Source organism: Streptomyces sp. NPDC058295, from assembly GCF_042880655.1.
Classification (GTDB): domain Bacteria; phylum Actinomycetota; class Actinomycetes; order Streptomycetales; family Streptomycetaceae; genus Streptomyces; species Streptomyces coriariae.
In genome coordinates this window covers 1-20,583 of record NZ_JBHVYO010000087.1, presented here as the reverse complement: position 1 = coordinate 20,583, position 20,583 = coordinate 1, and the positions used below count along the sequence as shown (strand labels likewise).

At 68.7% G+C, this 20,583-nt stretch carries 17 protein-coding genes and 6 pseudogenes; 11 read left to right on the top strand and 12 right to left on the bottom strand.

Annotation, left to right across the window (positions count from 1 at the left end; all coding sequences use genetic code 11):
- The first annotated feature begins 1,689 nt into the window (after positions 1 to 1,689).
- The 3 genes from ACFVYS_RS42605 to ACFVYS_RS42595 all read left to right on the top strand — a co-directional run bounded on the left by ACFVYS_RS42605 (position 1,690) and on the right by ACFVYS_RS42595 (position 5,409).
- Positions 1,690 to 2,994 (top strand): DUF4241 domain-containing protein, encoded by a 1,305-nt coding sequence (locus tag ACFVYS_RS42605; RefSeq protein ID WP_389511123.1) that lies wholly within the window; start codon positions 1,690 to 1,692, stop codon positions 2,992 to 2,994.
- A gap of 324 nt (positions 2,995 to 3,318) precedes the next feature.
- Positions 3,319 to 4,917 (top strand): ISL3 family transposase, encoded by a 1,599-nt coding sequence (locus ACFVYS_RS42600; RefSeq protein WP_389511121.1) that lies wholly within the window; start codon positions 3,319 to 3,321, stop codon positions 4,915 to 4,917.
- Between the two features lie 54 nt (positions 4,918 to 4,971).
- A complete protein-coding gene (locus tag ACFVYS_RS42595; protein ID WP_389511119.1) occupies positions 4,972 to 5,409 on the top strand; it encodes a DUF4259 domain-containing protein in 438 nt (145 codons plus the stop codon).
- A 501-nt stretch (positions 5,410 to 5,910) separates the two neighbouring features.
- Here the strand turns inward: ACFVYS_RS42595 and ACFVYS_RS42590 are convergent.
- A pseudogene (locus ACFVYS_RS42590) lies at positions 5,911 to 6,052 on the bottom strand (response regulator); the annotation flags it as partial.
- Positions 6,053 to 6,450: 398 nt separating this feature from the next.
- Here ACFVYS_RS42590 and ACFVYS_RS42585 point away from each other — a divergent pair.
- The gene (locus ACFVYS_RS42585; RefSeq protein ID WP_389511117.1) at positions 6,451 to 6,579 is read left to right on the top strand and encodes a DUF5958 family protein; all 129 of its coding nucleotides are present in this window, start codon (positions 6,451 to 6,453) and stop codon (positions 6,577 to 6,579) included.
- A 123-nt stretch (positions 6,580 to 6,702) separates the two neighbouring features.
- Here the strand turns inward: ACFVYS_RS42585 and ACFVYS_RS42580 are convergent, their stop codons facing one another.
- From ACFVYS_RS42580 to ACFVYS_RS42565, 4 genes and pseudogenes are all read right to left on the bottom strand, one after another.
- Positions 6,703 to 7,581: a contact-dependent growth inhibition system immunity protein gene (locus tag ACFVYS_RS42580; RefSeq protein WP_389511115.1), complete on the bottom strand. Its 879-nt coding sequence runs from the start codon at positions 7,579 to 7,581 to the stop codon at positions 6,703 to 6,705.
- Between the two features lie 16 nt (positions 7,582 to 7,597).
- Positions 7,598 to 7,943: pseudogene (locus ACFVYS_RS42575) on the bottom strand (DUF6233 domain-containing protein); the annotation flags it as partial.
- Positions 7,944 to 8,106: 163 nt separating this feature from the next.
- Positions 8,107 to 9,501 (bottom strand): MFS transporter, encoded by a 1,395-nt coding sequence (locus ACFVYS_RS42570; RefSeq protein ID WP_389511125.1) that lies wholly within the window; start codon positions 9,499 to 9,501, stop codon positions 8,107 to 8,109.
- A gap of 50 nt (positions 9,502 to 9,551) precedes the next feature.
- The gene (locus ACFVYS_RS42565) at positions 9,552 to 9,914 is read right to left on the bottom strand and encodes a MarR family winged helix-turn-helix transcriptional regulator (protein ID WP_389511113.1); all 363 of its coding nucleotides are present in this window, start codon (positions 9,912 to 9,914) and stop codon (positions 9,552 to 9,554) included.
- 94 nt (positions 9,915 to 10,008) lie between these two features.
- Here ACFVYS_RS42565 and nadC point away from each other — a divergent pair, with 94 nt between their 5' ends.
- From nadC to ACFVYS_RS42550, 3 genes and pseudogenes are all read left to right on the top strand, one after another.
- Positions 10,009 to 10,977 (top strand): carboxylating nicotinate-nucleotide diphosphorylase, encoded by a 969-nt coding sequence (gene nadC, locus ACFVYS_RS42560; RefSeq protein ID WP_389511111.1) that lies wholly within the window; start codon positions 10,009 to 10,011, stop codon positions 10,975 to 10,977.
- 283 nt (positions 10,978 to 11,260) lie between these two features.
- Positions 11,261 to 11,554, top strand: a complete 294-nt coding sequence (locus tag ACFVYS_RS42555; protein WP_389511109.1) for a DUF1330 domain-containing protein — start codon at positions 11,261 to 11,263, stop codon at positions 11,552 to 11,554.
- Between the two features lie 493 nt (positions 11,555 to 12,047).
- Positions 12,048 to 12,442 (top strand): annotated as a pseudogene (locus ACFVYS_RS42550) (substrate-binding domain-containing protein); the annotation flags it as partial.
- Positions 12,443 to 12,450: 8 nt separating this feature from the next.
- Here the strand turns inward: ACFVYS_RS42550 and ACFVYS_RS42545 are convergent.
- Positions 12,451 to 13,245: a HAMP domain-containing protein gene (locus tag ACFVYS_RS42545; protein WP_389511107.1), complete on the bottom strand. Its 795-nt coding sequence runs from the start codon at positions 13,243 to 13,245 to the stop codon at positions 12,451 to 12,453.
- A gap of 753 nt (positions 13,246 to 13,998) precedes the next feature.
- Positions 13,999 to 14,190 (bottom strand): annotated as a pseudogene (locus ACFVYS_RS42540) (ATP-binding protein); the annotation flags it as partial.
- Between the two features lie 183 nt (positions 14,191 to 14,373).
- On the opposite strand from ACFVYS_RS42540, the gene ACFVYS_RS42535 reads away from it, so the two are divergent.
- Complete coding sequence (locus ACFVYS_RS42535; RefSeq protein WP_389511105.1) at positions 14,374 to 15,372, top strand: YdcF family protein; 999 nt, start codon at positions 14,374 to 14,376, stop codon at positions 15,370 to 15,372.
- Between the two features lie 620 nt (positions 15,373 to 15,992).
- Positions 15,993 to 16,592, top strand: coding sequence for an HNH endonuclease family protein (locus ACFVYS_RS42530; protein ID WP_389511103.1), 600 nt, complete (start codon positions 15,993 to 15,995; stop codon positions 16,590 to 16,592).
- Positions 16,593 to 16,710: 118 nt separating this feature from the next.
- Here the strand turns inward: ACFVYS_RS42530 and ACFVYS_RS42525 are convergent, their stop codons facing one another.
- The 4 genes and pseudogenes from ACFVYS_RS42525 to ACFVYS_RS42510 form a co-directional block, all read right to left on the bottom strand.
- Complete coding sequence (locus ACFVYS_RS42525) at positions 16,711 to 17,190, bottom strand: lamin tail domain-containing protein (protein WP_389511101.1); 480 nt, start codon at positions 17,188 to 17,190, stop codon at positions 16,711 to 16,713.
- Positions 17,191 to 17,568: 378 nt separating this feature from the next.
- Positions 17,569 to 17,775, bottom strand: coding sequence for a DUF6417 family protein (locus ACFVYS_RS42520; RefSeq protein ID WP_389511099.1), 207 nt, complete (start codon positions 17,773 to 17,775; stop codon positions 17,569 to 17,571).
- A gap of 101 nt (positions 17,776 to 17,876) precedes the next feature.
- On the bottom strand, positions 17,877 to 18,224 hold the full coding sequence (locus ACFVYS_RS42515) for a hypothetical protein (RefSeq protein ID WP_389511097.1): 348 nt from the start codon (positions 18,222 to 18,224) through the stop codon (positions 17,877 to 17,879).
- A 391-nt stretch (positions 18,225 to 18,615) separates the two neighbouring features.
- Positions 18,616 to 19,080, bottom strand: a pseudogene (locus tag ACFVYS_RS42510) (ABATE domain-containing protein); the annotation flags it as partial.
- Between the two features lie 19 nt (positions 19,081 to 19,099).
- Between ACFVYS_RS42510 and ACFVYS_RS42505 the strand changes: the two are divergent.
- Positions 19,100 to 19,864 (top strand): MBL fold metallo-hydrolase, encoded by a 765-nt coding sequence (locus tag ACFVYS_RS42505; protein ID WP_389511095.1) that lies wholly within the window; start codon positions 19,100 to 19,102, stop codon positions 19,862 to 19,864.
- 183 nt (positions 19,865 to 20,047) lie between these two features.
- The gene (locus tag ACFVYS_RS42500) at positions 20,048 to 20,272 is read left to right on the top strand and encodes an LLM class flavin-dependent oxidoreductase (protein WP_389511093.1); all 225 of its coding nucleotides are present in this window, start codon (positions 20,048 to 20,050) and stop codon (positions 20,270 to 20,272) included.
- A gap of 127 nt (positions 20,273 to 20,399) precedes the next feature.
- On the opposite strand, the pseudogene ACFVYS_RS42495 reads toward ACFVYS_RS42500, so the two are convergent.
- Positions 20,400 to 20,583 (bottom strand): annotated as a pseudogene (locus ACFVYS_RS42495) (XRE family transcriptional regulator); the annotation flags it as partial.

Genomic DNA, 20,583 nt, shown 5'->3' with positions numbered 1-20,583 from the left:
GTGGTCGCCGTAGCCACCGCCACCCGCTCACCGGTCTTCGCCGCGAGCGCACTCGCCTTCGCCTCCGCAGAGACGTCCGCTGCCGGGGCGGCCCCGTCTTCGGCACGTGCCGGCGTTGCCCCCACTCCAGCCATTGGTACCGCACCCGCCAGAAGCGCTACGGCTACCGCACCGCTCCGCGCAGCTTGGCGCCAGCCAAGCCACGGTCTCTGTGTAAGCACTCCCCCACCGCCCCCTTAAAACTTCATTACATCAAGCTGTGAAGATCATGGAGTAATCGAACATGCTGGTCAATGGCGTTGTGGATCACACGCCCTCTTGTCTCGTTATCGACAGAGTCGGCTTGAACCAGGCAGTTTCGTCTGGGCCATCGAGCAGGGCAGAGGGTGGCTGTCCGCGACGTGTAATGCGCCCAGCCGTTGTCTTCGCAGCCGAGTGGTCTGCCACTGTGCCTTCCGTGCGCAAGGTGACCGCGTTGATCCCTGCAACAAAAATGGTGGCTGGATGAGCGCGTGCTCGACTCTCACTGCGCCGAGTCACGGACCATCACCTGGAACCTCCCCCGCTCGCCCGCAGTCCCTTTGGACACCAGCGGCAAGCGATCTGCAACAGGCATCCATCCAGCGCCACGTCCGGGAGCCTGCCAATGCCTAGCACCTGCTGCACAACCTCGCCGACGCCGTTGAGCGCATCGTCGGACGACACCGCGCCAACCTGCGAGAACCCCTCACCGTGAGGGCCAGCCAGGACGACATCCATCCGCCCGCAGACGTTCACCCCACCGCTCAGGGGCGAACTGGACGTACACGGACGTCAGCGCCCGCTGGTCGCCCGCACCCGCGAACGCCACCATCAGATCCACGAACGCATCGAACGCGGCGACAGCCTACGAGCCATCGCCCGTGAACTACGCCTCAGCTGCGGCACCATAATGAGCTTCGCACGGGCCGCCGATGTCGAGTAGTTACTCGTCGCGGCAACCCATCGCCCAAGCAGGATCGACGACTACCGGCCCCATCTGCATCACCGCTGGATGGAGGGCTGCACCAACGCCGCCGCACTCACCCGGGAGATCCAGCAGCTGCGTTACCGCGGCGACATCAACACCATCGTCCGCCGCCGCCACCTGCGGCCTTGCCCCACCGGGGCAATCCCGCCCGATGCTCCGCTGCCTCATCTGACCGTCCGCCGGGTCACCGACTGGATCATGCGACGGCCCGAACACCTCACCGACACCGAGCGCAAGTGCCTCGACGAACTGTGCGAATGCAGGCCCCGCACTGGCCACAACCACCGAATACGCCCGGCGACTGGCGTCGATGGTGCGCGAACGCCGCAGCGAGCACCTGGCCCTCGACGTCTGGCTCGCCGACGTCCGCCTCGACGGACAACGAGAACTCCGCACCCTGGCCGCCGGCATACGCCGCGACCACGCAGCAGTACTCGCTGCCCTGACCACCACCTTTACCTCGGGAGCGGTCGAGGGCTCTGATCGGTCCATGACAGATGACGCCGACGGCTCAACGGATCGCGGGCAAGCCACTCGTTGTGCGGGCCATGGACCGGATCACCGGCACGACCGTCTCGGCGCCGGAGCTGGCCTGCCGCCCGTCCAGGGGCGTTGTCACAGGCAGCGGTTACCTTGCAGCTCAGCACAGAACCAAGACAGTTGCAGGAACAGGAGCGGCAATGGTCGTCGAGGTGGGGTACGCGCAGGCGTGGGACCTGGATGCGTGTGCGCCCTGGCGGCCGATGTCCGCCGAGGAGGCCCGGGAGCGGGATGCCGCAGGGCTTCCGTACGTGGTGGTGTACCGGGAGTCGGGTCGGGAGGCCCCGCTGGAAGTCCGGCTGGTGTCCTGGCGGGACCACTACGTCGGGCTGTGGGTCTACGACGCCCAAGGTCGCCGTACCTACGATCTGGACATGCGGCTGCTGGACGACCCGTCGCGGCTGCTGCGCCGGTACTCCGTCGGCTGGTACTACACCGGCCCGGAGATGGCGGAGTTCGACAAGGCGTGCCCACGCATCACCGTGGATCTCTTCCCGGACGGGAAGGGCCGGCGGACGGAGGAGCGGCGGGGGCAGGGCGGGGGCTCCTACGTCACCTCGCCCGGACTCCGGGACGACGAGCGCTGGATGGACCGCCCCGCCTTCGGGGAGTGGCCGCTGCTCTCGGCCCAGGTACACGGGCTCGTTGAGCCGCCGGCCTTCGAGGCGGCCGAGGTGGCCGAGGCAGCCGAGCCTGGTGAGGGAGGTGCCTCCGCTACCTGCTGGCGTCCGCCGCGTCCTGCGCAGCCCGGGCCGATCAACGAGTTGTTCCGGTCCGGGGTGCGCGTGACCGATGGGTACCACCCTGAGATGACCGTCGTGGAGCCGCACCGGGTCGGCACCCTGCGCGTACCCAGCGGGCTGCTGGCCGTCTCCGGCCCGGACATCGACCACGGCGACGGGCCGCGCATTACGGTCCCCGTCCCGCCTGGAGAGTACGTACTCGACGAGGCGCGGGTCCGGTTCAGCTACCACTGCGAGTGGCGGAACGCCGAGGTCACGACCACGGAACCCATGGCCGTCCGCCTGCTCGTCAGCGAAACCCCCGCAGCGACCTGGGAGATGGCCCTCGGTCCGGACGACGATCCCCGGCTGTTCATCGAGCAGCAGATAACCGGTTTCGACATCGACGGTGCCACCGGCTGCTTCGCCGACGCCGGGTCCTGGGATCCGCTCATCGCGCTCTTCGAGCGAGGGATGAGCCACGGAGAATCAGACCTGGACGGGGGCGAGGACATCGACGACGGTTCCATGTTCATGCAGCGCACCTGGGACGAGGCTTCCGGCGGCGAGCTCATGTCCTTCGCGACGACCGGGGACGGTACCTACCCGGTGTGGGTCGGCCGTTCCGAGGCCGGTGAGGTAACCGGTGTCGTGGTGCTGGTGGAGGGGATGCCCGAGCTGCTCCCGGAGCGGGACGGAACCCCCACCGATGCGGCTGTGTAGGCAGGGTCCTGCCTACGGGCGCAGTCGCCAGCCTGGTTGTTGCTGGTGACGATCTCGGCAGCACGGTTCACAACGCTCGGCGCCTGGAGTCCGGGGTACATGTACCCCATCAGGTCAGCGGCGGGTTCCTCCCGAACTCGTGAACATCGACTTGGCCTCCTTCGGGGTGCTCCCACGCTCATCGACAAAAGACTCACGTTCTCGGGCTCTGGCCCACTTCATGTGGTCACCTACGCAGCGTGACTGTCGATCTTCTCGTGGGGCTGGCTGAGATAGCCCAAAAATCGCCCGGCCGGTATGCGGTGTGGCCGACAGTGCTACGCCGTGAACGAAGTGCAGCCGCAACTCGAAGAGTTGCTGTTCTCCTCTCTGGAGAACGTGTTGGTGGCGTCGGTCGAGGTGACCGACATGGCCGTCCGGGGCGAGGCTCTGAGTACCGCCCAGCAGGCGACCTGCCCGGATTATGGGTGCCTTTCGGGGCGAATACACGGCTCCTATCTGCGGTTTCCCCGTGATCTGCCGACGGCGGGCAAGTCCGTCGTCGTGGCATTGAGGGTGCGCCGGTTCGTCTGTGCGGAGAACGCCTGTCCGCGCAAGAGCTTCGCTGAGCAGGTGCCGGGACTCACCCGCCGGTTCGGCCGGCGGACGGAGCGACTGCGATCGACGCTCATCTCGGTCGGCCTCGCGCTCGCGGGCCGGGCCGGGGCCCGCATGACGGACGTCTTCGGGGCGCCGGTCAGTCGCAACACCCTGCTGAGACTGATCACCTCGCTCCCGGACCCGCCCACCGTCACGCCCCGCGTGGTCGGCGTGGACGAATACGCCCAACGCAAGGGCCAGGTCTACGGAACGGTTCTCGTCGACTTCGAATCACGTCGTCCGATCGACCTCCTGCCCGACCGGGAGGCGGACACGCTCGCGGCCTGGCTCGCCAAGCGGCCCGGCATCAAGATCGTCTGCCGCGACCGCGCACCCTTCTTCGCAGACGGAGCCACCCGCGGTGCCCCGCAGGCCATCCAAGTCGCTGACCGGTGGCACCTTTGGCACAACCTGGGCGAAGCCGCCGAGAAATGCGTCTACCGGCACCGCGGCTGCTTGCGTCCCTCGCCGGAACAGCCGGAGGAACCCCAGGAAGAGCCGGAGTCGGCCGCGTCATCGCCCTGGCCGATAGGACACCGGTTCGCCGAACGCACCCGCGCCAAGCACGCCACCATCCACGCGCTCCTCGCCGCCGGTCACAGCAAGCGGTCTGTCGCCCGACGGCTCGGGATGACGCTCAACACGATCTTGCGTTTCTCCCGCGCCACCACCCCGGAGGAGATGTTCACCGGGCAGTGGCAAGACCGTGCGACCAGGCTCGATGCCTACAAGCCATACCTCGATCAGCGCTGGCAGGAAGGCTGCACCAACGCCTGGAAACTATGGGAGGAGATCAAGGAACAGGGCTATCCACGCGGCTACAACACCGTCCGGGCCTACGTCAGCAGAACCCTGCGCGGCAAGCCCCAACCCATCGGCCCTCGCCCGCCCTCGGCCCGCGCCGTCACCCGCTGGATCCTCACCCACCCCGACGCACTGCCCGAAGGCGACCGGATTCGACTCAAGGCTCTCCTGGCCAACTGCCCCGAACTGACCGCTCTTATCGAGTACGTGCGCTCGTTCGCCCACATGGTCACCGAGTTGCAAGGCGACCAACTGCCGGAGTGGATTGCATCCGCCCGAACCACCACCGACCTGCCAAGCCTCAGCCGATTCGCCCAGCACCTCGAACGCGACCTCGACGCGGTCATCGCCGGCCTGACCCTGCCATGGAGCTCAGGCGTCGTTGAAGGACACGTCAACAGGATCAAGATGCTCAAGCGGCAGATGTACGGTCGCGCTGGCTTCCAGCTTCTGCGCAAGCGGGTACTGCTTGCCTCCTGACCTCACTGTCAGTGGCCAATGCCACGATCCCCAGACGGTCAAGCGAGGAGAGAAATGGGCACCTGGGACATCGGCCCCTTCGATAACGACACCGCCGCCGACTTCGGAGGTGACCTGGACGAGGCAGCACTGGAAGAACGCCAAGCCATGATCCGCAGCGCGCTCAAACGCGCCGCTGACCCTGCGGACTTCCTGGATACCTCCGACGGTGAGCGAGCAGTGGCCGCGGTCGCCCTGGTCGTTGCTCAGCACCCTGGCGGCGAACAGGCATGTTCGAACTACGGCCCGTCAGAATCGCTGCCAGAGTCGCCCGCAGACCTTCGAACGCTCGCCGTCGACGCTCTGGACCAAGTCGTCTCCGAGCGGTCTGAACTCGCCGAACTTTGGGACGACGCTGCGAACGGCTCGAAGTGGCGCCACGACATCACCCGCCTTCGCGACGTCCTTGACCCTCCGGTCCCTCCACAAGAGGACGCCCTCTTCGACATCTAAGCGATCGCCCATAGTCACGGGTCACAGGAATTGGACCAGAGCCCGTTCTCGTGGACAAAGCCAGCCGCACGGTTGGCGGTAGAGCGACCGGAGGGCCGAGCCAGTCGCCGGGGTGTTTCACGGTCAGTTCCTCAGTGCCGTCCTCCTGGCCGCGGGCCTTGGGGAGGGCGGACCGCACGGTGTCGGCGGGCCCGGATCGGCGACACCAGAGTCGACGAGGACTTTCGGCTATGGCCGCAGCAACGGCAGCCAACAGGTCCGCCCTGCTGGCCGTGACGGCGGGGGCGGCGCACGTCCCACGGCCGGCGGCCGCCGTCACCGGTCCCGTCCCGGTCCCTCCCCCGCGGTTCGGCCGGGCGGTCTGCCGCAGCACCGGTCGTGTCGCGCAACATCTTGAACCGTCCGGAAGGCAGGCGGGTCTCACTCACTCTAGTGATCGCAGTCATCGGGGCGTCGTCCGGCCGGGGATGGTGTCGCCTTCATGGGCTCAGCTGTCCGGGTTCACTGCTGAGTGCACCTCCCAAGGTAGATGGAGGGGAACACGGCGACCTTCGCGCGCAGGAGCCCAGGGGTCAAAGGGCTTGCTGATGTAATCGACGGCACCGGCCGCGTATCCGCGGGCGGAGTGCGCCGAGTCCACGCCCCTTCGACCAGCCGCGTGGGGCAGGTCGAGTGCGACAGGATGAGACCACCAACGAGGCTCCTGTGCTGATGAGTTGAGACGTCGAAGACCTCTCTCAACGGCACAGGAGCCTCGTGTGTTGTGGTACGCCAACCCGTCACCCGATCAATGGCGGGAGTTGACCCATGTCCTTCTCCCTGCCGCAGTCGTCCTTGGGACGCTTCTGTACCTCGATGAGGTTCTCGGCTCCGAGCACACGACAGGTTCCTTGCCCCGGCCGGTCCCTGAGACCGATGGCTCGAAGTCCGGGCCGTGGCGGCCCTCGACCCGTATGACTGCCGGCAGGTCGTGCAGCACCTTTGCACTTTCGTCGATTAGACCGCTGAGGCATTCGCCTCGCTGGACTGCGGGAACTGATCATGACCGAGCGGGACATCATCCTCAACGAACTCGCCCAAGGCCTGCGCCCGATGTCAGAGGGCATCGAGTGGTTCGACGCCCTCGGCCCGAAGGAGCAGGCCGAAGTTCTCCTGTTCCCTGCACCATAACTGCGTGCAGGCTCACACCGTCACCGAAGACGGGCCTGAGAGCGACGTGCCCGGCCAAACAACCAGGACCACAGACGTCTTCAGTGGACAGCCCCGCAAGCGACGACAGACACCTGCAACGCGTCAGGAATTCTGAACGGCGCCTACGAACCGCTCGACCTCGCTCCGCAGGTCCGACGAAAGGTCAGAGAGGCCGCCAACGATGTGAGTCAGCTGTCCTGCAGAGTCCGGATAAGCGCTCCAGACCGCCGAGTTCCTGGTCAGGACTGCGCGCAGCAGGTCGCCCTCGCCCATGTGGCCTTCGGCCAGGGGATTTTCACGAAGCACTTCCACCGCGAGCGGAAGAAGCACCGCCAGCCCGATGTCCTGCCGGATCAGCAGGCGCAGGTCCTCAACGGTCAGAGACCCGACCGGCCGGCTCCGCAGGGCATGCACCCTCGCAATGAGACGGGTGGTGTCAGGTGGGGACGCCTGCCAGCGGTCACGTTCAAGCTCCTCGAGGGACCGACTACGATCGATAGATACAGTCACCAGGTGATTCTCGCGCAAAAAACGCGGTCTCAGGTCGTCCGAGAACGGGCACTCTGTTCTCTCCGGCAGCCAACACCGGACACACGGAACAGCTCCCAAGCGCTCCTGGATGCTGTTGCTCGCGCCGAAAAGGGAGGGCACCGAGCGCAGCTGGCGAGCCAGCCGCTCGCGCACGTCGTGCTCAAAACGCCAGGTCGCGATGTCGGCAGGGTCGCGGCCTGACTGGAGCTCCGGCGCCTGCGGCCCTTTTCCGCTGCTCATCCGTTTGACGGCGCGCTTGAGCTCCCAGCGGTCCTTCTCCACCTCCAGCAGGCGCGTGAGCAGGGCCCCTTGGAAATCGGCCCCGGCCTCCACCGTGTCGCAGGCGCGGAGCTGTTGGATGAGCTGGACCAGGACCGGCTGCATCGCCTGATGGCGAGGGTGCATCACCATGTCGTCGGGGCTGTAGGAGTCGGCGTGGAACAGGCTCATCGTGCAAGTGTGGCGATCACTGGGTTCCCCTGCTGTGGTTTTCCGAGCCGCCGAAGCCATGTTCGAAGCCCCTGAGCATGGGGTCGAGTTCCGCTGCCGCGCTGCACAGGGAGCACAGCCGGGTCCCGGGGTGCTCTGCGGCGTCCAGCGCCTGGTCCAGTGTCAGCTTCGGTGCTCCGGTGGGTGCTTCGTCTCAGTCGACGGCATGGATGACGCCCCGGCCGGGACCGCGGTTGCCGTTCAGCTTCTGCAGGACCCAGCCCGAGGGGCCGGCGTTCCCCGAGGATCTGCTGCTCCGTCGACGGGGGCGGCAGCCGGGTAGTGGGGACGTCGTCGTACGAGACGCCGGGCGCCTCCCGCACGCCGTCGATGAGGTTGGCTCAGGCGAGCTCGACACCACACGGTGCCGGCCGAGTCGTGGTCCACCTGTTTCTCTCGTCTCAGCAGGCCGTGCGCTGGCGATCGTCGATATGTCTCCTCGGCGCCGACCAGGGCGACGGGGCCGCCGCCCTTCCCGCAAGCCGGTCATCGGCTCGACCGGCCCTGACTCGGCACGCTGGCCGTGGCCGCGGTGGGGTTGATCGCGGGCGGCGGTTGGCGGGCGAGAGCGGTGGCGGTCAGGGCGGTGACCGCCATCGCGGCGATGCCGACCAGTGCTGCGGTGGTGTAGGCGTGGTCGTTCGGGAAGAGATGACCGGTGTCGGTGCCGGTGGCCAGGACCAGGCCGCCTATCGCGCTGCCCAGGGAGTACCCGGCGCTGCGGACGACGTAGTTAAAGCTCATCGCGCTCGACGTCTCGCTCTTGGGCGTGACGGCCAGGATGACGCCGGGCATGGCGGCTGAGAAGCTGCCGACGCCGAAGCCCAGCACACCCATCGCGACGAGCAGTTCGGCCAGGTTCGACCGGGCCGCGGCGAAGAGGACGAACCCGCCGCCGACGATGACGGCGCTGCCGGCCAGGAGCACGGGTGCGTCGATCAGCGTCCGAACCCGGGGCGTGAGTTTGCCGGCGACGAACCCCAGCACCGAGAACGGGACGAGGACCAGCCCGGCGGCGAAGGTGGTCAGCCCGAAGCCGTAGCCGGCGCTGTGCGGCGTCTGCGCGTACCGCGTGATGAGCGTGAGCAGGAGGTACATGCCGCTCCCGCCGACGAACATGGCGATGTTCGCTCCGGCGACCGCCGGGTGCCGTACCGCCCGGACATCGACCAGGGGCGCCTTGCTGCGCAGCTCGGAGGCGATCCAGACGCACAGCAGGAGCACGGCGACGACGGCGAGGATCACCGCCACGGCGAGGTGACGGCTCCACAGGCTCCGCTGGCCGGCCAGGAACAGGACGAGGAACAGTCCACCCGCGAGGACGAGCGCGCCCGCCACGTTCACGTGAGCGGAGCGGCCTTCGGGAGCCGCGGGTATGGAACGCCACGCGGTCAGGAAGGCGACAGCGGTGACGAACAGACCGAAGCCGTAGGCGGCCCGTACGCCGCCGATCTCGGCGAGCAGTGCGGTGAGCGGGTAGCCGACGCCGGCGCCGATGATCGAGACCACCGAGATCAGGGCGATCGTCGCCGTGCTGCGCTCCTCGGGAAGATGGTCCCGGGCCACGCCCATCATCAGCGCCGTCAGACCGAGCCCGACGCCTTGGGCCGCCCTGCCGATGAGCAGCCCCGCGAACGGCAGCGGCAGCACGGTCAGCGCACTGCCGACGACGACGATCGCCAGCGTGGCGAGGATCGTGGCCCGTCGGTGCGGTCCGGCTCCGAGCCGGCCGAGGACGGGCGTGGCGACGGCGCCGCTCAGCAGTGCGACGGTCAGCGTCCACTGCGCGCTGTCGAGCGAGACGTGGAACGTGGTCGCCACACTGGTGATCAGCGGCGTCCCGAGGCTGGCGACCGCCGCCACGACCAGGGCGATGAACATCAGGGCGGGGACCAGGAGCCGCGCCTCGGAGCGCTCCGGGGTGCGCCCTGTCACCGCTTCGGCCCTTCGCGGTCCTGGCTTTCGAGCTCTGCCAGGTGCGTCAGCGCCGGAAGCGCCGCCACCAGGGCCTCGACCTCGTCGTCGGCGAGTCCGTCGATCAGCCGCGCGAACGCATCGACGCCCGCCTGGCGCCGCGTCTGAACGTACGACGTGCCGGCCTCGGTCAGACACACCAGCGTGACCCGCTTGTCGGACGCGTCGCCCCTGCGCTCGACCAGTCCGGACTCCTCCATCACCCGGACCAGCACGGTCATCGCGGGCTGGGTGACACCCTCGATCACGGCCAGATCGGTGATGCGTCGAGGGCCGGTCCTGTGCAGGGTGGCCAGGGTGGCGGCGGACGTGATGCTCATATCGCGCGGAAGGCGTCTCACAGCCCTGGTGGCCAGCCCGTAGAGGGCCGACCCGATCGCAGTGGAAGCGTCACGAGTGGCGTCTTGACGGCTCATGCGTGAAGCATACAATGTTTATATGAATGATTTATGCATCTCGCGCCCCGAACGCCGTGACCCAGCCCCGCACCCGGCGCACCAGACGGCGGTCGCCGTCGACGCCATGGCGGACGCTGTGCGCCGCGCCCTGGCCGAAGACCGCGCCGAGGACGACATCACCACCCGCTGGTCGGTGCCGGACGGCACCCGCGCCCATGCGCGCGTCGTCGCCCGCCAAGACGGCGTGATCGCCGGCACGGCGATCCCAGGCGAGGTGTATCGGCAGCTCGGCAGCGATGTCGTCGTCACCGAGCACGTTCAGGACGGCGACCGCGTTCACACCGGGCAGGACCTGCTCACGCTGGCCGGACCCGCACGAGAGATCATCACCGGCGAGCGGACAGCTTTGAACTTCCTGCAACGCATGTCTGGCATCGCCACCGCCGCCGCGGCCTTCGCGGAGGCGGTGACCGGGCTTCCGGCACGGATCCTGGACACCCGCAAAACAGCGCCCGGGCTTCGGGCGCTCGACAAGGCCGCGGTCGCCGCCGGCGGAGTGAGCAACCACCGGCTCGACCTCGCGGCGATGGTCCTGCTCAAGGAGAACCACATCGCCGCGGCGGGCGGCGTGAGCGCCGCGATCGCGGCAGTGCACGCGTGTAACACGCGGGGCGTCGCCGTCGAGGTGGAGGTCGAGTCGACAGCCCAGGCCATCGAGGCACTGAGCGCGGGAGTCGAGTGGATCATGCTGGACAACATGTCCATCGAAGACATGCGGCACATTGTGACACTGCGAGGGTCGGAAGGGCCCCGACTCGAGGCGTCTGGATCCATCACGCTGGACACGGTCAGGGCCGTCGCGGAGACCGGAGTCGACGCGATATCCGTCGGTGCCATCACCCACAGCGCGCCGGCGTTCGACCTCAGTCTGCTGCTGACGCCGACGGCACCAGCGGGTGGCGGACACCCGGCGAGGTTCGGATGAGGCAGTGTCTCCTCCTGCGCGGACGGGCTGGAATGCCCGCCATGGCCGACCCCGTCGACCGGGAGGCCTTCGTTTCCGTCTCCGGCACGTTCCCCCGTCGCCGAAGGCGCCCGGGGCGCTGAGGAAGACTTCGCCGGGACGCGAACCGGCAGCCGCGGGTGGCAGAGACGAACCAGACCGGATCAGCACGTCCTCACACATGCCCGGTGCTCCGTCGCCGGGATCGAGCAATCTGAGCGTCAATTCGAAGTCGGACATGTCCGGCCGAACACAGGAGGTTTCCATGACCAAGGGCTACTGGGTCAGTGTCTACCCCGCCATTTCCGACCCTGAGACGCTGACTGACTACAACGAGCTGGCGGGTCTGGCTGTCCGGGCTGGGGGCGGGCGCGTCCTGTCCAATTTCGGTCGAGTCGTCGCCCACGAGGCCGGAATCACCGAACGCGTCGTTCTGATCGAGTTCGACAGTTTTGAACAGGCGGTCGCGGCATACGAGAGCGAGGCATACCAGAAGGCGCTGGTGGCCCTCCCCGACGGCTTCGAGCGCGACTTCCGCATCGTCGAAGGCATCGACTGACCGACGCCCAGCCATCGCTGAGCATCCGTCACCTGATACGCACACGGTGCTGAACGACGACTCACGAGACGAGGTCCGGGCCGGCTGGACTGTCTCGCTGACCTCGTCGACGAAACCCACGCTCGCCCGAAGCAAACCGCGAACCGCTTCTCACACGACAGATCGGTCCAGCGAACACACGGCTTCGATGACCAGGGGCGCATCCTGCATCCATCTGCCGTGTGCCCCGTCGGGGCTACTCAGGGTACTGATATACAGTTTCAAGAATCGCAGGTCAAGACCTCTTTCGGGGGTTTCGACCGGCGGTTTTTCTGTTGTTGGAGTAGCCCAGGGACGCGCCTGACTGCGCCAGGCTGGCGTAGATTCCAGCCAGCGATAGCACCACAGCTGTTGCATTAGTTAGAGTTCAATCACCAGTGGCTGAGCTCCACAAACCCGAGGCCCGCACCATCACTACAGCCTCGCTCCCAAGTCTCACGTGCTCTTCTCGTTTTCGAACCTCACCTACGACCGCTGCCTGGTCACCAACGCCCACGACCAGAAGGCCGCCGCGACCGCAACCGCCCAGTTGCTGCAGTCGGCGGATCCGCCCACGGCCCTGTTCGCCGGCAACAACATGGTCGCCCTCGGCATCATCGCCGAACTGTCCCGCAGCAAGCGCAAGGACATCGCCTTCGTCGCCTTCGACGACGTCCCGCTCGCCAAAGCACTCGACCCGCTTTGACCGTCGTCGCCCAGGACCCCGAGGAGATCGGGAGAGCGGCAGCCACCGCCGCCCTGGCACGCCTGGACGGCGACCGCTCCCGCGCCCGCACCGTCACTGTCCCCACTCGACTGATACTCCGGGGCTCGGGGGAACGCACCGCACCCGCGCTACAGGTGACCTGACCTCAGCGTTAGCGAGCAGCACGCCCGCGCGGTGATTGGTGCCTGACGTGCACCTCGATGGGGTCGTCGCCGTCGGGGTCGAACTTAGCGGCGTTCTCCAGCAGGTTGCCGACCGCCCGTTCGAGCCCTTGGCGGCGGCCCCTGACAATGGATTCGTCGACGTCGAGCAGGACGAAACGCCCGGTGCGGCGATGTACGCGCTGTGCCGCGCGCCGGGCGAGCGCGGACAGCTCCACTGGCTCCTCGGACTCCTCCCGGTCCTGGGCCATGGCCAACTCGACGAGTTCGTCGACCAGCTGGCCGAGTTCGGCGGTCTCACCCTCGACGTCGTCCAGGAGCCGGTCACGGGCGTGCGGGGAGAGCTCGGTGACCCGGCGCAGCACACTGGCGTTCGTGCGCAGGCTGGTCAGCGGGGTGCGCAGTTCGTGCGCGGCGTCCTGCACCAGGCAGTCCTGGGCCTCGCGTGCGGCTGCCAGCCGATCAAGCATCCGACTGAACGAGGCCGAGAGCCGCCCGACCTCGTCGCGCCCGTCGACCAGGCTCGCGCCGTCGGTCCGGCCGTCGACGCTGATCTTCTCGGCGACCCGGGCCAGCCGTTCCAGGCGCCGGGTGATGCGCCGGGCGAGCAGCCAGCCGACGCCCGCCGCCGCGAGCATGACCACGAGGCTGGCCCCGGCGATCCCGCGGGCCATGCCGCCCAGCACGCGGTGGGTCTGGTCGATATGAAGGGCCGTCTGCAAGGCCCCGCGTTCGTCGCCGAGCGCAGTGGTCAGCAGACGGTATGTGCGGACGCCGACCTTCACCTGGTGATGTCCGTCTGTCCGGTGGTGCCGGAGGCGGCAAGGGTTCGCATGATGTCGGACACGGGCAACCTCACGGTCGGGCCGCTCAGATGGGTGGCGGTGCCGTCCCTGGTCCACTGCCCGCGTGATCACGGTCCGCACGCCCTCGTAGCCAGGTCCTGGCTGGTCGGGGCCGGGGTAGAGGTCCAGGGTCTGTGCGGGCGTTCCCGCTCAGCAATGGCAGCAGTACCTCGAGGCGAACGGGCCCGCACTGGACGAGAGGGAGCGCCAGCCATCCGTACGACAGGGGGACCGGCGCGACAGGTGCACCGAGGACCGTCCGGCTTCAGAGGTGCGGGCTGAACCGAAGCAGAGACGTGGCAGCCGCGCGATCGTCCTTGAGTCCCGCCCCCAGGAAACCGAGACCGCCAGGGTTCCGGTCGACGCGTCGGGTCAAGCGATCCCACTCTGCCGCTTCGGCTGCGGTCAGCCCGCAAGCCTTCAAGGACCCGAAGGGCTACCCGAACACTTCTCGTGCCGCAGGAAGCATGAGGCGTGATCTATCGGCCACCGCTGACCGCCCTCGCTGCATCACCTGATGCCAGAGCCCCCTGCCCCGTTCGGGTGGCGGGATGTCATGTTTCCGCCTGACATGTCAGTCCCCGGTGCCACAGGACGACGCCTACCGATCCTCGGCGCGAGGCTGAATACAAGGTCCGCGAGAGGAGCGGTGCGGGCGGCCACCCGGACAGGTGGCCGCCTGCCCGCGCGCTGTCACAAGCTGAGGTAGAAGCGCACGGTCGTGCCGTCGTCGCCGGTGTGCACGCGCACCAGGTCGGCCACGTAGTGGACCAGCATCAGGCCCCGGCCGCCCAGCTGGCCGCGCTCCGGCGGGCGGCGGCCGGCCAGCGGATCGGCCAGCCGGCCCGTATCGCGGACCCCACACACCAGCTGCCCCTGCGCGGCCGCCGGGCAGCACACCGGCACGACATGCCGGTCCCGCCGAACGCACCACCGCCGCCCGCGTTCGGCGCACCACAGCAGGTCTGGGAGGATGGCCGGCAACCGTCCGTACCGGGTCCAGAACCTGCGGGCGGCGAGGGGCGGGCGGGTACGGGCAGCGGGCGGGAGAGCAGAGCGGTGCGGCACATGCCGGAGTACCCGGAGTACCTCGCCGCGGTCGTGTTCGCCGCGGGCGGCGTCGTCAACGCCCTGCTGGCACCGCACCGGTTCTCCACCGCCGTCCTGTTCTGCCTCGCCGTGACCTCTGCCGGACTCGCCGTGGCCAGTCGAAGTGCGGCAGCCCACCCGACCATCGCCACCGTCCTCGCCATCGCCGCCCTGCTCCTGGCGCTCGCGCTGGGCCTGCTGCTGCTGGCCGACGGCGTCCTCCTGGTCCAGCGCTACGGACCGCAGGCAGCCCTGCTGGCGACCGGGGCCGCCGGCTGCGCGGTGCTGGCGGTGCTCGGCCTCGACGCGGTCTTCCACGCGATCGGCGGCGAGACGTTCGGTGCCCTCGTGGTCGCGGTGAACGCGGCCGCGGGATACCTCACTCTGCTCTTCCTCGTCTTCGCCGGCTACGTGTTCGTCCGGGGCCGTAGCACCCCCCTACCGGAAACCACCCATGTCGTCGTCCTGGGCGCCGGACTCGACGGCGACCGGCCCGGCCCGCTGCTGACCCGCAGGCTGGAGTGCGCCCTCGCGATCGAGGCCGCCCGCACACCGGGCATGCCTCGTGTGGTGTTCGTCGTCTCGGGCGGCCAAGGCGACGACGAGGTCCGCTCCGAGGCGGACGCGATGGCCGACTATCTGCGCGGACGCGGAGTTTCCGCCGACCGGATCGTGCGGGAAGACCGCTCCGTCAACACCGGGCAGAACCTCCGCTTCAGCGCGGCCCTCGTGGACGGCACCACTCACGGCCACCGTGCCACGGTGGTCACCAGCGGCTTCCACGTCTACCGCACGACTTTGCTGGCCCGCCGCGTCGGCGTGCCCGTGCACGTCGTGGGCGCGCCGACCTCCCCCGCCTACTGGGTGGCCGCGACACTGCGCGAATTCGCCGCCATCCTGTGGCTGGACCGCCTCCCCCTAGTCGGACTCAGCCTGCTGCTGGCAGTGCCGGTGGCGACGGCAGTCTTCGAGCACTGAAGCGCCCGCGCCCCGGTCAGGCGCTGGCCCAGTAGTTCGCCGCCGTCGAGGTCCGTCCGCTGCCAGCGTGAGTGCTACGTCCGCGCTGCTGTCCGGAATACTCGGTCCATGCCGCTCATCCGTGACTTCGTGCTGCTGGACGAAGCGCAGGACACCAATCCGGTCTTGGAGGATTCCCTGTACCGGCGCCGGCCACCAACGCCAAGTCTTGACCAAGAAGGCCGGCTGAGCACGGCTGCCGTCGTGCCAGACGGGCGGGAGCCCTGGTGCCATCTTCCCCGCCGTCCGGCATAGGGGTGCGCCAGGCGCTGCGTGGCCCGCGCGCTGCGGTCTTCATCGTGGCCGACTTCTTCGCTGGTCCCACCCTGCAGGGCGCCTGGTTGGGGATCGCCTTGCACGCCTGTTGTGGCGTTTCTCCAGGTGAACTCCTGCACCCGCCCGGGTGAAGCAGTCTTCTCCGCCCTGCTGCTCCGGAGGGTCTGGCCGCTACAACCCGGGGTGTGATCAAGAAAATGCCCCGTCTCGCCGCCGTGCTCGCCCTCTTGGTGCTGCCCCTGACTGCCCCGGCCTCCGCTGCAACGACTGCCCAGCCATCACTTGCTGCCGTAGGTCCGGCTTTCGTGGCCTCGGCGCCTGCGGCCGCGCAGGATGTGCCGCTGTTCCAGGCCCTGGAGTGGATCGGCGAGGCTCCCGAGAGCTGGGACGGCTACAGCCGGGACCTGTTCAAGCACTGGAACAAGGGCCTCAACCCCACCGACGGATGCGACACCCGCAAGGAAGTCATCCTGTCCGAGGCCAAACTCGCCCCGGAGACCGGAGCAAGGTGCGCGCTGACGGGCGGACGCTGGTTCTCGGAGTACGACCAGGTGTGGGTGACCGCGGCATCCTCACTGGACGTCGACCACATGGTCCCGCTCGCCGAGGCATGGGACTCCGGGGCGTCGGCGTGGACGGCCGCCCGGCGCGAGGCGTACGCGAACGACCAGGGGGCACCGGCGTCGCTGATCGCGGTCTCGGGCAGCTCCAACCGCTCCAAGAGCGACAAGGACCCCACCGACTGGCTCCCCGTCGAAGGCTTCCGCTGCGAGTACGCGAGCGCGTGGGTGGCGACCAAGCTGCGCTGGCAGCTGCCCGCCGACCCTGCCGAGCGCGACACACTGACCCGCCTGGCGGAGGCCTGCCCTGACACCACGGTCAGCTACAAGCAGGTACCGCAGTGACCACGACCGGCACATGGCGCCAGGCGGCGCGCCCACCCCCGCAACGGGGGGGCGCGCCGCCCCGGGGTGAGGGCAGGCCCGCCGCCGCGCGGCATCCACCCGCAGGAGGTCGGGTGGGTCAGTGGTGGCCGCCGCGGCGGTGGCCCCAGGACTCGTCGTCGACGAAGCGGCCGTGGTCGTTGCGCAGAGTCGCGGTGTCGTGGTCGTTGTTCCACACGTAGGCGCGGCGGTCCTGGTAGAGGTCGGCGCGGGTGTCGCGGCCCTCACCGGTGTGGATCCGGACCGTGGCACGGCCCGCCAGACGGTAGTGGTCGAAGGTGTACGTGTGACCGGACTCGTCCCTCAGGGTCCAGCCGTCCAGGTTGACCGCGTAGCGGGTGGTGTTCGTCAGCTCCACCCACTCCTTGTTCAGCGAGCGGTTGGAGCGGTCGTCGCGGCCCGGGGAGTCGTACTGCACGTCCGAGATCTCCACCTGCGGATGGTGCGGGCGGGCATGATCGGCTGCGGTCGCCGGCAGCGCCGCCACCGAGACGAGGGCTCCGGCGGCGAGAGCTGCGGCGGCCAGACGACGGGCAGTGACAGAAGCGGAAGCGGACAAGGAAGTCCCCCAGATGGTGCGGGCACCCTCCCACCGGGGACCTTGGCGGCCACCGTGGAAGTCGGTGCGGTGTGCGGGTGGCGGCCGGACCGGCCGCGCACCCACACTCTGTCCACCTCGTGCGGGAGTTGGGATGGAAAAAGGGACTGTGTTACTCGTTGCCCATGTTTCTGTGACTCTCGGATGCATCGTCCATTTATGCCAGTGGCGTCATGTTGACGGCTGGAGGGGTCTCACAGCCCTTGCAGCAGCTGGTTTTCCCCGGAGTTCGCCAGCCTGGCCCGGGGCGGGCCGTCACCCGAAAGTGAGTAACAGCGTGCGGCCTCACGACAGCCGGGCATGGGGTCAGAATCTGTGCCGGCCGCGGCCGGCACCTCGTCAGCTCTTCGACGGGATGCGTGCGCCGATCTCGCGCGCCAGGCGGTCCGCGTCCTGCGCGGCCGCCCCGCCCTCCTCGGCGGCTGTGCGCAGCACCCTGATCAGCTCGTACGCCTCGTCCAGCGTCAGCAGGCGCAGCCGTTCGGTGTCGTGCTCCATGGGCGCGAAGTCGATCTCATCGAGGTCAAGGTGTTCGTAGCCGTCCATGATCAGGGCAACGTCACAGACCGTCGGCAGGACACGGCAGGACAACCCCTGCGGCCCCGGCCTGCAGTAGCCCGCCAATTCCCGGGCGGCGCACTCGGCCCTTACTGGTAGGCCTGGTTCAGCGCCCAGATCGCCCAGACGATCACGGCCAGCGACAGCACAACGGCCGTCGTGCCCAGTGCGACTCCCACCCGCGCCCGGGAGGGAGTCGCCCCCTCCTGGCGCCGCGCCCTGTGCAGCGCGACGAGGCCGGAGACGACTGCACCGATCCCCGCGGGCACGATGAAGTACACGGGAAAGAACCGGACCCCGTTCGGGACCCAGGCAGGCAGAAACGGGCACATCAACATGGCGACGGCGGCAGCGCCCAGCACAAACGATGTCGTGCCCCTGTGCTTACGTGCCGTCAGCTGTTCGCTCGACCCGACTGTCTGCTCAAAGGAACTCATGCTCCGGATGCTAGGCAGCGGGTACCGTGCTCCGCTTGGGCGCGAGTACCTAGATCGTCCTGAGTAGCCCGCAGTCGCCGATGCTCGGTCAACGTCTGGCGCACCGACATGCGGCGGGCGGGCTTGAGGCCCGGTTCCATGTGACCGACTGACCCACAGCATCGTCGGCGTCGGTCGGGGTGTGCTCGCGGGCGGCTACCTCAGTTGTCGCCTGGGAGCCGAGTGAGCTGGTGAAGTGGAGCCGTTAAAGCAGTCTTGGTGTCACCAACAAGGCATTCGACTTGTCACGCGTGCTCATTCAGCACCTTTCTGTCACCAGTAGCGAAGATCGAGAGCCGGTGGCTCTCCCGGTTGGTGCGGTGGCCCGCTGAGTTCCGGTGATGTGGCGTCGTCAGTCCGTCGCGGTGCGGCGGGCGTAGGCGCGGGCGGCGCGGGCCCGGTCGCCGCAGCGGGTGGAGCACCACTGGCGGCGGCCGTGCTTGAGCAGGAAGCGGTTGCAGGGCGGGGAGGCACAGGCGGTCAGGCGGGCGGCGTCGGGGGTGATGAGTAGGTCGGCGGCCTCGGCGGCGATGACCGCCAAGGCGTGCTCGACGATCGCGGTGGTGGGGTGGGGTGTGGCGCGGTACGGCCCGGTCTTCTCGTCCCACACCAGCAGGGGTGCGGTGGGGACGCGGGTCATCGCGTCGTTGATCGCTGTGACGGCGGCAGGCAGGGCAGGCTGCCCGGCGACACGGGAGGCCAGCAGCGACCTGACCTGTTCACGCAACGAGCGCAGCTGCGTCGCACAGACCTCCGCCAAGCCGGCTCCGGCCGGGGCGAGGTCGCGCCGCGCTAGCCACTGTTTCGCGTCCGCCGGGGCCGGGGCGCTCGGCCGGGTGGTCGCTCACCCGATCGAAGGAATTCTCTTTCCGGACCAATCCGCAGGCCTGCGCTTTCTCACCGACCCGACGTTCGACGGCCCCGGCGACTACCCCGCACCGGGTGCCGTGCTGACCAAGACGGCGGCGGCTGACGGCAGCCCGGCCGATCTCGGCCACGTCGACGTGGTGCTGCTTTCACACGACGAGCACGCCGATAACCTCGACACCTCCGGCCGGGCCCTGCTCGCCGACGTCCCGCTGACGCTCACGACCCCCAGCGGTGGGGAGCGTCTCGGGGAGGCGGCCACCGGCCTCGCCGACTGGCAGTCGGTGGAGCTCGAGCGCAGGGATGGTGGGCCCGGCACGGTCACCGTGACTGGCGTGCCCGCCATCCACGGCCCCGGCCCGCGGGAGAAGGTCGAGCCGGTCGCCGGCCAGGTCGTCGGTTTCGTCATGACCGGCGAGGACCTGCCAACCATCTACGTCAGCGGCGACAATGCCTCCCTCGACGCCGTCAAGGACGTCGCCGAGCGCTTCGCCCCGGTGGACACGGCCCTTCTCTTCGCCGGAGCGCCCCGCTTCGCCGAAGTCTTCGACGGCGAGGTGATCGTTCTGGACAGCACCCAGGCCGCCCAGGCCGCGAAGATCCTCGACGCCGGCCGCGTGGTCCCGGTCCACTACGACAGCTGGGCCCACTTCACCGAGGGCCGCGACGAGCTCGTCGCCGCCTTCGCCGCCGCCGGTCTCGCCGACCGCGTCGACTTCGGCGTCCGCGGCTGACCGCACAAACGCCGGACACGGCCGGGCGCCGGCCGACAAAGACCCGCCGCGGCTGTCGGCCGGCGCCTCTCGCCTCCCCGCACGCCGCACACCTCGAAACCGAAGGACCACACGACCACGACCGACCCGATCCACGGCATCCGTGGCTCCGCCCTCGCCGCCCTGTCCGTACTGGACTCCGCCATGGCCGGCACCGGCCAGAGCGCCGCAGAGGCACTGACCGGCAGCGTCGAACTCGCCCGGCTCGCCGACCGGCGCGGCTTCACCCGCTACTGGATGAACGAGCACCACGCCATGCCCGGCGTCTCCACCTCCAGCCCACCCGTCCTGCTGGCCTGGCTCACCGCGGAGGCCAGCTGGCTACGGCTCGGCGCGGGATCGCAGGAAGCCGAACCCAGGGGACCATAGTTGTCGACCTGTCGCGCTCTGGCTCACCCGCCCACAACACCGTCGGTGACAACCAGCCTGCCTATGTGAAAACCATCGTGCTTCGGCTCACAGCCGCAGATGGGCAGATCTCTTTCCGTCGGCGTCATCAGTAGTCCAGGTCGAGGTAGTCGATGTCGTTGATCTCGACGTCGCTGAGGCTACTGGCGCGCACTCCGCCGTCCTGAAAGTAGATGTCCTTGAAGCCTTCGGCGATGATCGCGCGCATCTCCTGGTCGCCGGCGCCCTGGTCGCGGGCGTCGAAGAGGCGCTGGGCGTAGGCCGGGGGGAGG

Coding starts and splice junctions, on each gene's coding strand:
- ACFVYS_RS42515 (WP_389511097.1), bottom strand. CDS start 18,224: ATGAGTTCCTTTGAGCAGACAGTCGGGTCGAGCGAACAGCTGACGGCA.
- nadC (WP_389511111.1), top strand. CDS start 10,009: ATGCGTGAAGCATACAATGTTTATATGAATGATTTATGCATCTCGCGC.
- ACFVYS_RS42605 (WP_389511123.1), top strand. CDS start 1,690: ATGGTCGTCGAGGTGGGGTACGCGCAGGCGTGGGACCTGGATGCGTGT.
- ACFVYS_RS42580 (WP_389511115.1), bottom strand. CDS start 7,581: ATGAGCCTGTTCCACGCCGACTCCTACAGCCCCGACGACATGGTGATG.
- ACFVYS_RS42585 (WP_389511117.1), top strand. CDS start 6,451: ATGACCGAGCGGGACATCATCCTCAACGAACTCGCCCAAGGCCTGCGC.
- ACFVYS_RS42570 (WP_389511125.1), bottom strand. CDS start 9,501: ATGTTCATCGCCCTGGTCGTGGCGGCGGTCGCCAGCCTCGGGACGCCG.
- ACFVYS_RS42565 (WP_389511113.1), bottom strand. CDS start 9,914: ATGAGCATCACGTCCGCCGCCACCCTGGCCACCCTGCACAGGACCGGC.
- ACFVYS_RS42500 (WP_389511093.1), top strand. CDS start 20,048: ATGGCCGGCACCGGCCAGAGCGCCGCAGAGGCACTGACCGGCAGCGTC.
- ACFVYS_RS42520 (WP_389511099.1), bottom strand. CDS start 17,775: ATGGACGGCTACGAACACCTTGACCTCGATGAGATCGACTTCGCGCCC.
- ACFVYS_RS42535 (WP_389511105.1), top strand. CDS start 14,374: ATGCCGGAGTACCCGGAGTACCTCGCCGCGGTCGTGTTCGCCGCGGGC.
- ACFVYS_RS42555 (WP_389511109.1), top strand. CDS start 11,261: ATGACCAAGGGCTACTGGGTCAGTGTCTACCCCGCCATTTCCGACCCT.
- ACFVYS_RS42595 (WP_389511119.1), top strand. CDS start 4,972: ATGGGCACCTGGGACATCGGCCCCTTCGATAACGACACCGCCGCCGAC.